Source organism: Pseudomonas gessardii (assembly GCF_001983165.1).
Classification (GTDB): Bacteria; Pseudomonadota; Gammaproteobacteria; order Pseudomonadales; family Pseudomonadaceae; genus Aquipseudomonas; species Aquipseudomonas gessardii.
Genome location: NZ_MNPU01000009.1, coordinates 120,638 through 132,960 on the forward strand (window position 1 = coordinate 120,638; position 12,323 = coordinate 132,960).

The window sequence follows — 12,323 nt, forward strand, 5'->3', positions numbered from 1 at the left end:
AACAACGACGCTTTCTTTACGCCTTGCTGCAAACCTGATCAGCCACTTATCGCGGCCACACAGAATGGCCTTGAGGACACACACGATGGACGTCACCGCAACCTTGAGCTTGGGCGATCCGCTGGAACCCGCACGCAAGGCCACCGCGCAAATGCTGCAAGAGCGTGAGCGCACTTTCTCGCTGCCCCAGCCGTTTTACTCGGACCAGCGGCTGTTCGATATCGATATGCAGGAGATCTTCCAGAAGGAATGGTTGATCGCCGGCATGACCTGCGAAATCCCCAGCAAGGGCAACTACCTGACCCTGCAGATCGGCAAGAACCCGATCATCGTGATCCGTGGCGCCGAAGGCGTGGTGCATGCCTTCCACAACGTCTGCCGCCACCGCGGCTCGCGCTTGTGCACCAGTGACAAGGGCAAGGTCGCCAAGCTGGTGTGCCATTACCACCAGTGGACCTACGAACTGGACGGGCGCCTGTTGTTCGCCGGCACCGAGATGGGCGCCGACTTCGACATGAAGCAGTACGGCCTAAAACCGGTGAACGTAAAGACCGCCGGCGGCTACATCTTCATCAGCCTGGCCGAGAACCCGCCGGCCATTGATGACTTTTTGTCGACGCTCAACCACTACATGGAACCCTATGACATGGAAAACACCAAGGTGGCGATCCAGACCACCTTGTTTGAAAAAGCCAACTGGAAACTGGTGCTGGAAAACAACCGCGAGTGCTACCACTGCAACGCCTCGCACCCCGAATTGCTGAAAACCCTGCTGGAATGGGACGACGTCACCGACCCCCGGGCCGACCAGGCCTTCAAGGACCATGTGGCCGCGTCCGCCGCCGCCTGGGACGCCGAGAAGATCCCCTACGCCCACGCCAGCTTCGGCCTGCGCAACCGCATCGTGCGCATGCCGCTGCTCAAGGGCACCGTGTCCATGACCCTGGATGGCAAGCAGGGCTGCAAGAAACTGATGGGCCGCATCCAGAACCCCGACTTGGGTTCGATGCGCATCCTGCACCTACCGCACTCGTGGAACCACTGCATGGGCGATCACATCATCGTCTTCACCGTGTGGCCGATCAGCGCCCAGGAAACCATGGTCACCACCAAGTGGCTGGTGCACAAGGACGCCGTGGAAGGTGTGGACTACGACGTCGAGCGCATGCGCCAGGTGTGGGACGCCACCAACGACCAGGACCGGCGCCTGGCCGAAGAGAACCAGCGCGGGATCAACTCCACCGCTTACCAGCCCGGGCCCTACTCCAAGACCTATGAATTTGGCGTGGTGAATTTTGTGGACTGGTACAGCGAGCGCATGCTCAACAACCTGGGGGCGGCACCGGCGCCGTACCTTAAAGGTGTCGCCGCACACGAATAACGGACACACCAGAGATCAAACTGTGGGGCTTGTGTGGGAGTGGGCTTGTGTGGGAGCGGGCTTGCCCGCGATTGCGGTGTATCAGTCACAGATTTGTTGGCTGACCCACCGTAATCGCGGGCAAGCCCGCTCCCACATCGGTTCTTTATCTGTTCATAAATTGATCATCACTGCTCCAGCCCACTACTGTCCTGCCCTCCAGCCATCCCCCAACAACTTATCCACAAAGCCACCCACAGTAATTGTGCGCAACTCCCCTTTACCCTCGAAATAAAACCAAGAAAATCCGTGACTTATTCAAAGCACCGGGTTTTATCCAACATTGATCAATTTTTAATCATTAGCTTGAAAACCACGTTCTATATGGCCTCCAGAGGATCGCAAACACCTTATCCACAGAAGCGCCAACAGACTTTGGGGGCAACTTTGGCCGTTCTGTGGAAAACCGTCTGCAACCGAGCAAAATCGAGGCTTTACGCGCGTAAAGCGATTGAAATGGCGATATTGATCATATTTCAACCAATTCACTACAAGCCTCTATCCACATGGCCTGTAGCGGGTAGCGAACATCTTATCCACAGAAGCACCAACAGACTTTGGGGGCAACTCTGGCCCGGGCTTTTTCCTTATCCACAGAAAAAGCCCAGTAAAAACCGTCGCTTAGGTTGGTTGTTTTTCGTACAGAGGGCTACAGGGCACGATTTACATGGGGTGTGGACAGCCGCGAACAGGTTATCCACAGGTGGGTTAACAGGGATTGTGGGTAACACCGTAAACCCTGTGGGAGCTGGCTTGCCTGCGATGGCATCACCTGGGTGTAACTGAAAAACCGCGGTGCCTGCATCGCAGGCAAGCCAGCTCCCACAGGGTCAGCGCACCACGCCCTCTTCGACCAACAGCTTGAGAATCGCCTCGGCCCCCGCCTCAGAGCTCACCCCCTTGAGCACCTGCCCCCCGCCGCCGCTGGCCTTGGCCGTGGCAGCTTTCATGCGGTCGGCGCCGCTCTTGGCCTTGATCACCTTGAGCCGCTTGGGCCGAGGCTTGGCCGGTTGCAGCACGGCGCCTGTGAATAACTCATCGTCCACCACCTGCACCTCGTGCTCCTGCAACACGCCACGCTGGGCCGGGCCGTAGGCGCTTTGCCGTGGCTTGGGCCCGGCGTTATCCACCGTGGCCAGAAACGGCAGGCGTACCTTCAGGCGCCGCCGCTGACCGCGCGGCAGGGCTTGCAGTACCTGGGCTACGCCGCTGTCGATGGACTCCACCTGGGCCAGGCCGACAATCAGCGGCCAGCCCAACTGCTCGGCCAGCAGGAACGGCAACATGCCCGAGCCCTCGCCGGTTTCGGCCTGGCTGCCGGTGAGCACCACCTGGGCGCCAGCGTCCCGCAGGTAGTCGCCGAGCACTGGCAGGGCATCGGCGCCGGCCGGTTGTTCCAACACGTGTAACTGCGCCAGCCCCATGCCCAGGTAGGCGCGCAGGGTCGGCTCGGCGATATCGCCGGCATGTAGCACTTGCAGGTTATCCCCAGCCAGTTGCAACCCCAGCTCGACGGCGCGGGCATCCTGTTCGGCGCGGCGCGGCCGGCCGGAGGTCGGGTGGGCGCCTATGGAGACCAGGCTGATTACATGGGTGGTCATGGCCATATCCTTTGTTTAAGCCGCATCGCGCTTGGCGCCGTTGCGGTGGGCCTGGACCGCCGCGATCAAGGCCCGGAGAATGTCACCGCTGTCGCCGATCACCGACAAGTCAGCGCGCTTGATCATGTCGCAACCCGGATCGAGGTTGATCGCCACCACCTTGTCGCAGGCGCCGATGCCTTGCAGGTGCTGGATCGCCCCGGAAATCCCCACTGCCACGTACACCCGCGCGGTGACCCAGATACCACTGGCGCCGACCTGGCGATCACGGGCCATAAAGCCATCATCCACCGCCACCCGCGACGCACCTTCGGTAGCACCCAGGGCGGCGGCGGTCTGGTGGAACAGGTCCCAGTCCTTGACCCCATTGCCGCCGGAGAAAATAAACTCGGCCTCGGCCATGGGGATCGCACCGGGATCCACCGCCACCGCGCCCAAATCCTCGATACGCGGCAAACTGCGCGCCAGGGTTGTGGATAACTCCACCGGCAACACGGCATGGCGCGTCTCACTGACCGGATCGGCACATTCCACCGCCGCGAGGATCAGCCGTGGCAGCGCTCGCGCCAGGTCTTGCTGGCCCGCACCGGCACGGCCGATGCACTCATGGCCCTTGATCTGCCACACCCGGGTCGCCGGGCGTTCCTTGAGGCTGGCGGCAAAGCGTCGTCCCAGTTCGCCACCGCCGCTGCGGCTGTCGGGCAGCAGCCAATGGCGCGGGCGGAACTGGTTATCCACAGCCCGCAGGCCTTGCACCCGCTGCTCCGGTGAATAACCGTCGAATTCGTTGCCCTCCAGCACCAGCAGACGGTCCACGCCGGCCGTGTCGAAGGCACTCTCCTTATGCTCGCCAAATACCACCGCCAGCACCGCGCCGTCGCTGCCAGCGAGTTGCCGGGCCAGGCCCAGCAAGTCGCGGTCGTGGCTGCTCAGGCGGCCGCCGACCATGTCCGGCACCACGTTGATGTAGAACGCCGGGGCGGGCACCTGGTGCAGCGGCAACTGCACTTGCACCGCTGCTGTACGTTTGCTCGCGCCGCCCTGCTGGGCGCCGCTGCGGTCGATACGCTTGATGCCGTTGGGGCCGATAAAACCGATGCCATGCACATTTTTACGCAGGATGCCGTTAGGCCCCATCCAACTGTGCTGCTCTGGTTGCATCGCCGCATGCAGCGGGTGCAAGCGGTTGCGGGCGATCCATTCGGCCCGTGGGTCGCGGCGGATAATGTCGCTCATCAGTGAACCTCCGCAGGTACACGTGTGTTCTTGGCCGGTGCCGCCTCTTCGAGCAAGGCGTCCGCCACCAACTCGGCAATGTCCTTGATCAGTGGGCGGGGCTCGACCACCCCTTCGAGCATCGCCGTGCACTGTGGACAACCCACGGCCACCAGCTCGGCGCCGGTCTCGCGGATGTCGTCCATGCGCATATCGGGGATGCGCTGCTTGCCGGGAATATCGGTGATCGGCGCGCCGCCCCCGCCACCGCAGCAACGGGAACGGAAACCCGAACGTTGCATCTCCTTGACCTCGATCCCCAGCGCCCGCAGCACTTGGCGCGGTGCCTCGTACTCGCCGTTATAGCGGCCCAGGTAGCACGGGTCGTGATAGGTCACGCTGTTGCCCTTGTGCTGGCCCAGGTTCAGCAGGCCTGCGTCGATCAGCTCGGCCATGTAGGTGCTGTGGTGCTGCACCTGGTAGTGGCCGTCGAAGGCGCCGTATTCGTTTTTCAGCACATGGAAACTGTGGGGATCGCAGGTGACGATGCGCTGGAAGCGGTACTTGGCCAGGGTCTGGATATTGCGCGCGGCCAGCAGCTGGAACGTTGCCTCATCGCCCAGACGCCGGGCCACGTCGCCGCTGTCACGCTCCTCCAGGCCCAGTACGGCGAAGTCGACCTTGGCCGCCTTCAGCACTTTGACGAAGGCGCGCAGGGTGCGCTGGTTACGCATGTCGAAGGCGCCGTCGCCGACCCAGAACAGCACGTCGGTGCTGCCTTTATCGCCGAGCAGCGGCAGGTTCAAGTCCGCCGCCCAGTTCATCCGCCCACCCGGGGCAAACCCGCCGGGGTTGTCGGTGGCGATCAGGTTCTCCAGGACTTCGGCGCCCTTGTTCGGGGTCGCGCCTTTTTCCAGGGTCAGGTGGCGGCGCATATCGACGATGGCGTCTACGTGCTCGATCATCATCGGGCATTCTTCGACACAGGCGCGGCAGGTGGTGCACGACCACAAGGTCTCGGCGTCCACCAGGCCATTGACGATCGGTTGGTGCGGGTTGCCGCTGTGCTCGCCGATGGCCTTGCCCGGGTAAGGGCTGCCGGCGAACTTGGCATCGGTGCCACCGGCCAGGCCGACCACCATGTCCTGGATCAGCTTTTTCGGGTTCAGTGGCTGGCCGGCAGCAAACGCCGGGCACGCGGCTTCGCACTTGCCGCACTGCACGCAGGCGTCGAAGCCCAGCAGTTGGTTCCAGGTGAAATCCGTGGGTTTTTCCACGCCCAGGGGCGCGCGTTTGTCGCTCAGGTCCAGTGGCTTCAGACCGGTGGAACGGCCACCGCCAAAGCGCTCGGCGCGGCGGTGCCAGGCCAGGTGCAGGGCACCGGCAAACGCATGTTTCATTGGCCCGCCCCAGGTCATGCCGAAGAACATCTCCGACACGCCCCACAGCACCCCCACACCCAGCAGCGCGGCCAGCAGCCAGCCACCGAAGTCGGCGGGCAGGATCCCGGCCACCGGCAACGTCAGCACAAAGAAGCTTACCGAGAACGCCATCAGGCTTTTCGGCAGGCGCATCCAGGGGCCTTTGGACAGCCGCGACGGCGGGTTGCGCCGGCGCAGATAGACGAAGATGGCACCCACAAACATCAGCACCGAGGCCAGCAGCAAGGCGTAGCCGAGGAGACGGTTATGCAGGCCAAAGCCGTGGACCAGGAGCGCCAGCAACGCCGACAACAAAAATCCCAGGGCCGTGGCGACGTGGGTGTTGGCGATGTATTTGTCGCGGGCGACCACGTGGTGCAGGTCGACCCTATAGCGCTTGGGCATGGCCAGCAGGCCGCCCAGCAGGTCGACCTTGGCGGCACGGCCACGGCGCCACATGTTCATCCGGCGCACAGCGCCGAGGACGGCCAGGCCTATCGCTGCGAACAAAAGAACAGCAAGCAAGGTGTTCAACATGGTGAAGCTCCCACAGACCACGCAAGTCTCGCGTGGGACCCGGCTCAATGTGGGAGCTGGCTTGCCTGCGATGGCCTCACCCAGGTCTCACTCAAGACCGAGTTGCCTGCATCGCGGGCAAGCCCGGCTCCCACATAAAGCAGCTCCCACATTTTTGACCGAGTCCACATTGGTTCGGTGTTGGGTCAGAAATCCTTGCACAAGCGCAGGGCGTCGTAGATCGCAGCGTGGGTATTGCGCTGGGCCACACAGTCACCGATGCGGAACAGCAAGTACCCTTCCCCCGGCTCGCTCAGGCACGGTTGCGGCTTGATCGCGAACAGCGCCTCGACGTCCATCTGCCCCTTGTTGCGCGCCCCTTGCTTGAGGGCGTAGTAGATTTCTTCATCCGGACGCACGCCGTTTTCCACCACCACCTGGTCCACCACCCGCTCTTCCTTGGCGCCGGTGTATTCGTTCTCCAGCACCGCGATCAGCTTGTCGCCCTCGCGGTAGACCTTCTCCAGCATCATGTCGCCGGTCATGATCACTTCCTTGGGGTACATGCTGCGGTAGTAGGTCGGGAATGACGTCCCGCCGATGGCCACGCCCGGCTTGATGTCATCAGTGACGATCTCCACCTGGCAGCCCTTGTCGGCCAAAAAGTCGGCCACCGACATACCGGTGAATTCGCAGATGGTGTCGTACACCAGCACGTTCTTGCCCGGTGCCACCTTGCCGTCGAGCACGTCCCAGCTGCTGACCACCAGGCCTTCGGCCGCGCCCCAGTGTTCGTTCTGCTCGATAAACGGATGCCCGCCCACCGCCAGCACCACCACATCGGGGCGCAAATCGAGGATGGTCGCGGCATCCGCCGCCACGCCCAGGCGCAGGTCGACATTCAGCCGCGCCAGTTCCAGCTGGAACCAACGGGTGATACCGGCGATCTGGTCGCGCTGCGGTGCCTTGGAGGCGGTGGTGATTTGCCCGCCGATAAAGTCTTTTTTCTCCAACAGGGTCACGTCGTGGCCGCGCTCGGCAGCCACCCGCGCCGCTTCCATCCCGGCCGGGCCGGCACCGACCACCACCACTTTGCGCTTGGGCCCGGTGGATTTCTCGATGATGTGCGGCACGCCCATGTATTCACGGGAGGTTGCCGCGTTCTGGATACACAGCACGTCCAGGCCCTGGTACTGGCGGTCGATGCAATAGTTGGCGCCGACGCACTGCTTGATCTGGTCGATCTGGCCCATCTTGATCTTGGCGATCAGGTGCGGGTCGGCCATGTGTGCGCGGGTCATGCCGACCATGTCCACGTAGCCGCCTTCGAGGATGCGTGTGGCCTGGTTCGGGTCCTTGATGTTCTGCGCGTGCAGCACCGGGACCTTGACCACTTCCTTGATCCCGGCGGCCAGGTGCAGGAACGGCTCCGGTGGGAAACTCATGTTGGGGATCACGTTGGCCAGGGTGTTGTGGGTGTCGCACCCCGAGCCGACCACGCCGATAAAGTCGAGCATGCCGGTGTCGTCGTAGTATTTGGCGATCTGCTTCATGTCCTCGTGGGACAGGCCATCGGGGTGGAACTCGTCGCCGCACAGGCGGATGCCCACGCAAAAATCCGGGCCGACTTCGGCGCGTACGGCCTTGAGTACTTCCAGGCCGAATTTCATCCGCCCCTCGAAGCTGCCGCCCCATTCGTCGGTACGCTTGTTGACCCGTGGGCTCCAGAACTGGTCGATCATGTGCTGGTGCACCGCCGACAGTTCCACGCCATCCAGGCCACCAGCCTTGGCCCGGGCGGCGGCGCTGGCGTAGTTGCCGATCACCCGCCAGATTTCTTCCGGCTCGATGGTCTTGCAGGTGGCACGGTGCACCGGCTCACGCACGCCGGAGGGCGACATCAACGTCGGCCAGTTAAAGCCGTCCCAGCGGGAGCGGCGGCCCATATGGGTAATCTGGATCATGATCTTGGCGCCATGCTTGTGCATGGCATCGGCCAGGTTCTGGAAGTGCGGGATGATGCGGTCGGTGGACAGGTTCACCGAACTCCACCACTCCTGCGGGCTGTCGATCGCCACCACCGAGGAGCCGCCACAGATCGCCAGGCCAATGCCGCCCTTGGCTTTCTCTTCGTAATACCTGATGTAGCGCTCGGTGGTCATCCCGCCGTCGGTGGCATAGACCTCGGCGTGGGCAGTACTGAGCACGCGGTTACGGATGGTCAGTTTGCCGATCTGGATCGGCGCAAACATTGCTTCAAAAGCCATGGCACGGTCCTCGGCTTACAACGGCTTGACGATGAACAGACCGTCGTCGTGGCCCTCTTCGGAGCCTCCGTAGACTTGTTCGGCGACGGTGCGGATGTTGCTGCCGCGCGCTTGCAGAATCTGGTCCATGGCGCCGGCAAACCAGCCGGTGAACATGTAGTCCACTTTGCGCCCGACCTTGCCGTACACATAGACAAAGGCCGAGTGTTCGAGCTTGACGCTGGCGGTGCCTTGGTCGAGGTCGATGTCCTGGATCTTGAACAGGCCCCAGCCGCGTTGCGACAGGCGTTTCATGTAGTGCTCGAACACCGCGACGCCTTCCAGGCCGTGGCATTCGGCTTCTTTTTCACACCAGTGCCAGGCGGATTTGTAGCCGGCCTTGTAGAGGATTTCGGCGTAGGCATCAGCGCCCAGCACCTCTTCGATGCCCATGTGGTTGTTGACGAAGAAATGACGCGGCACGTACAGCATCGGCAGGGCGTCGGAAGTCCAGACACCGGTTTCGCTGTCGACTTCGATAGGCAATTGCGGGGCGATCTTGGCCATGGAAACTCAACTCCAGAAAATTCGGTTTAGTGCCCGCCACACGGATGGCAGCGGGAAAGAAAGCAGGGCTTATTCGCCCCAGACGTCCTTGAGGACGTTGACCCAGTTCTCGCCCATGATCTTGCGCACCACGCGCTCGCTGTGGCCGCGCTTGAGCAGGGTCTCGGTCAGGTTGGGGAACTCGCCCACGGTGCGGATGCCCAGCGGGTTGATGATCTTGCCGAAGCTGGTCAGGCGGCGGGCATAGCCCTTGTCATGGGTCAGCATTTCAAAGAAATCCTGGCCATGGCCCTGGGTGAAGTCGGTGCCGATGCCAATGGCGTCTTCGCCAACGATGTTCATGGTGTATTCGATGGCTTCGGCGTAGTCATCGATGGTCGAGTCGATGCCCTTGGCCAGGAACGGCGCAAACATGGTCACGCCGACAAAACCGCCGTGGTCGGCAATGAACTTGAGTTCGGCATCGGATTTGTTGCGCGGGTGTTCTTTCAGGCCCGACGGCAGGCAGTGGGAGTAGCACACCGGTTTCTTCGATTCGAGGATGACTTCTTCGCTGGTCTTGGAGCCGACGTGGGACAGGTCGCACATAATGCCGACACGGTTCATCTCACCGACGATCTCGCGCCCGAAGCCCGACAGGCCGCCATCGCGCTCGTAGCAGCCAGTGCCCACCAGGTTCTGGGTGTTGTAGCACATCTGCACCACACCGACGCCGAGCTGCTTGAAGATCTCCACATAGCCAAGCTGGTCCTCAAAGGCATGGGCATTCTGGAAGCCGAAGATGATGCCGGTCTTGCCTTGCTCCTTGGCGCGGCGGATATCGGCGGTGGTCTTCACCGGGATCACCAGGTCGCTGTTCTCGCGGATCAGGGTCTGGCTGGCCACGATGTTATTGATGGTGGCCTGGAAGCCTTCCCACACCGACACCGTGCAGTTGGCGGCGGTCAGGCCACCCTTGCGCATGTCCTCGAACAGGTCGCGGTTCCACTTGGCAATGATCAGCCCGTCGATAACGATGCTGTCGGCGTGCAGTTCGGCTGGGCTCATCAGGCGTCCCCTTATTGGCGATTCATGCGCCGAATCGTCTGCCGGCGCTTTGGGGCCAGCATATGCCCAGGGGCTGACGGAGCCGGGTGCAAAAACGACAGGGGAATTGCCGAAAGCGTCAATCCACGACAAAGGGTGCACGGACGTGTCTGTTCTGCATCTGTTCTTTGGCCTACGCTTGAGCCAGAATTCGACCCATCCACTGATATGAGAAGGCGCAATGAAACCGATTTTCCTGGCTTTGGCACTCCTCGCCACCGGCGTCCACGCGGCCGAAGACACCGACAGCACCCCGTGTGATGGCATCGAAAACGACAAACAGACCATCGAATGCGCCGCCTACAACAAAACCACCGCCGAACAGCTGCTCAAGGATAACTACCAGGGCCTGCTGGAACGCATGGGTTCTACCTACGCCAGCAACAAGGCGCAGCTGGCGGACATCACCGCTCGTCTGAAGGATGCCCAGCAGAAGTGGGAAAAACTGCGGGATGCCGATTGCGCGGTGGACACCTTCCCGGCAGTCACCGGCACCAAGGCCTACGCCATTGCGCAAAATGACTGCCTGGCGCGGATGAGTGATGAGCGGTCGGAGTTTTTGGAGTCGATTGGCCAGGAATAAGCGACAATCGCGCCCTTCTTTCCTCTGAACCAAGGCCACCCCATGACGCTCTGCGGCATCGAAATCAAAGGCAGCGAAGCCATCATCGCCGTTGCCGCCCCGGACCTGACCCACATCGCCCTGGCCACCAAGAAAATCGCCCTCGAGGACGATGACGAGGCGGCCAACGTCAAAGCCTTCGCCAGCCAAGTGGCGGCGTTTGTACGCGACAACGGCATCACCCGCATTGCAATCAAAAAACGCAGCAAAAAAGGCGAATTCGCCGGTGGCCCGACCACGTTCAAGATTGAAGGGGTGCTGCAGTTGCTCGATGGTGTTGAAGTGACGCTGCTGTCGCCGCAGACCATCAATGCGCAGAACAAGAAGCATGACTTTGCGTTGCCGGCGACGCTGAACAAGTATCAGCATGAAGCCTTCAAGGCGGCATGTTCGGCCTTGGTAAAAAAGTAAGCCCCACCACAAATCCAATGTGGGAGTTGGCTTGTGTGGGAGCTGGCTTGCCTGCGATAGCATCACTGCGGTGTGACTGACACACCTCGGTGCTTGCATCGCAGGCAAGCCAGCTCCCACACAAGCCAGCTCCCACATGGGGTCGGCGTATGCCCAATAGACTTACACCACCTCCCGCCGCCGATCCTCCCGTGGGCACTTGGCAAATCGCGCCCGGTAGCTGCGGGTAAAGTACGACGGCGACTCAAACCCACACGCGATACTCACTTCCAGCACGCTCATGCCGCTCTGGCGCAATAGCTGCCGGGCTTTTTCCAGGCGCAGGCCGAGGTAGAAGTTGCTTGGGGTGTCATTCAGATGCAGGCGGAACAGGCGCTCCAACTGGCGCCGTGTGACCTTGATCATCTGCGCCAGCGCCAGGGTGTTCAGGGGCGGCTCGGTGTGTTGCTCCATCTCGCCAATCACCTGCACCAGCTTCTGGTTGTTGATGCCGTAGCGCGTGGCAATCTGCATGCGCTGGTGATCCTTGCGCGGGCGGATGCGGCCCAGTACGAACTGTTCGGACACCTGGATCGCCAGTTCCGGGCCGTGGGCCTGGCTGATCAGGTCGAGCATCAGGTCGATGGACGCGGTGCCACCGGCGCAAGTGATGCGCCGGCGGTCGATCTCGAACAGTTCCTGGGTCACCGTCAGAGCGGGATAGGACTCCTTGAAGGCATCGATGGCTTCCCAGTGCAGGGTCAGGCGGTAGCCGTCGAGCAGGCCGGCCTGGGCCAGGACGAAGCTGCCCGTGTCGATGCCGCCAAGGGTCACACCGTCATGGTCGAGGCGGCGCAGCCAGTGCTCCAGGGCCGGCGTCGCACACTCCAGCGGCTCAAAACCGGCCACTACCAACAAGGTCGCGTCTTTTTTCAGGGGCTCCAGCCCGGCGTCGGCATTGACCGACATGCCATTGCTCGCCAGCACCGCGCCGCCATCGGCGCTCAGCACGTGCCAGCGATACAGCTCGCCGCGAAAACGGTTGGCCACGCGCAACGGTTCGATGGCCGAGATAAAGCCGATGGCCGAGAACCCCGGCATCAACAGAAAGTAGAAATCCTGGGACATGGTGCGCACTCGCGGGACGGGCAGCGTGGCCCCTGTGATACGCCAGTTCCAGCGCCCATTCAAGGGCGCAGGTCGCACCAGTGCAAAAGTGGGTCGCCGCCGTGCGTTTTG

The 12,323-nt window shown here is 62.1% G+C and carries 10 protein-coding genes; 3 read left to right on the forward strand and 7 right to left on the reverse strand.

What is annotated here, in order from left to right:
• The first annotated feature begins 85 nt into the window (after nucleotides 1-85).
• Nucleotides 86-1,381 carry a glycine-betaine demethylase subunit GbcA gene (gene gbcA, locus BLL38_RS09345; protein WP_076962300.1) on the forward strand — a complete coding sequence of 432 codons (1,296 nt, stop codon included), beginning with the start codon at nucleotides 86-88 and terminating at the stop codon, nucleotides 1,379-1,381.
• 869 nt (nucleotides 1,382-2,250) lie between these two features.
• On the opposite strand, the gene etfB is transcribed toward gbcA, so the two are convergent.
• From etfB to BLL38_RS09375, 6 genes are all read right to left on the reverse strand, one after another.
• Entirely contained in the window at nucleotides 2,251-3,021 is a 771-nt protein-coding gene (etfB, locus tag BLL38_RS09350; protein ID WP_076962301.1) for an electron transfer flavoprotein subunit beta, read from the reverse strand.
• Nucleotides 3,022-3,036: 15 nt separating this feature from the next.
• Nucleotides 3,037-4,257 (reverse strand): electron transfer flavoprotein subunit alpha, encoded by a 1,221-nt coding sequence (etfA, locus tag BLL38_RS09355; RefSeq protein WP_076962302.1) that lies wholly within the window; start codon nucleotides 4,255-4,257, stop codon nucleotides 3,037-3,039.
• Nucleotides 4,257-6,194, reverse strand: a complete 1,938-nt coding sequence (gene dgcB, locus BLL38_RS09360) for a dimethylglycine demethylation protein DgcB (protein WP_076962303.1) — start codon at nucleotides 6,192-6,194, stop codon at nucleotides 4,257-4,259. Before dgcB ends, etfA begins: the two co-directional genes overlap by 1 nt.
• A 185-nt stretch (nucleotides 6,195-6,379) precedes the next feature.
• The gene (gene dgcA / locus BLL38_RS09365) at nucleotides 6,380-8,440 is read right to left on the reverse strand and encodes a dimethylglycine demethylation protein DgcA (protein ID WP_076962304.1); all 2,061 of its coding nucleotides are present in this window, start codon (nucleotides 8,438-8,440) and stop codon (nucleotides 6,380-6,382) included.
• 15 nt (nucleotides 8,441-8,455) lie between these two features.
• Nucleotides 8,456-8,986 (reverse strand): 4-vinyl reductase, encoded by a 531-nt coding sequence (locus BLL38_RS09370; protein WP_076962305.1) that lies wholly within the window; start codon nucleotides 8,984-8,986, stop codon nucleotides 8,456-8,458.
• A 69-nt stretch (nucleotides 8,987-9,055) separates the two neighbouring features.
• The gene (locus BLL38_RS09375; protein WP_032858660.1) at nucleotides 9,056-10,033 is read right to left on the reverse strand and encodes a dipeptidase; all 978 of its coding nucleotides are present in this window, start codon (nucleotides 10,031-10,033) and stop codon (nucleotides 9,056-9,058) included.
• A gap of 220 nt (nucleotides 10,034-10,253) precedes the next feature.
• On the opposite strand from BLL38_RS09375, the gene BLL38_RS09385 reads away from it, so the two are divergent.
• Both BLL38_RS09385 and BLL38_RS09390 read left to right on the forward strand, forming a co-directional pair.
• A complete protein-coding gene (locus tag BLL38_RS09385) occupies nucleotides 10,254-10,655 on the forward strand; it encodes a lysozyme inhibitor LprI family protein (protein ID WP_076962307.1) in 402 nt (133 codons plus the stop codon).
• A 42-nt stretch (nucleotides 10,656-10,697) separates the two neighbouring features.
• Nucleotides 10,698-11,105 carry a DUF3010 family protein gene (locus tag BLL38_RS09390; protein WP_076962308.1) on the forward strand — a complete coding sequence of 136 codons (408 nt, stop codon included), beginning with the start codon at nucleotides 10,698-10,700 and terminating at the stop codon, nucleotides 11,103-11,105.
• A gap of 162 nt (nucleotides 11,106-11,267) precedes the next feature.
• On the opposite strand, the gene BLL38_RS09395 is transcribed toward BLL38_RS09390, so the two are convergent.
• Nucleotides 11,268-12,212: a GlxA family transcriptional regulator gene (locus tag BLL38_RS09395; protein ID WP_076962309.1), complete on the reverse strand. Its 945-nt coding sequence runs from the start codon at nucleotides 12,210-12,212 to the stop codon at nucleotides 11,268-11,270.
• Nucleotides 12,213-12,323 lie beyond the last annotated feature (111 nt).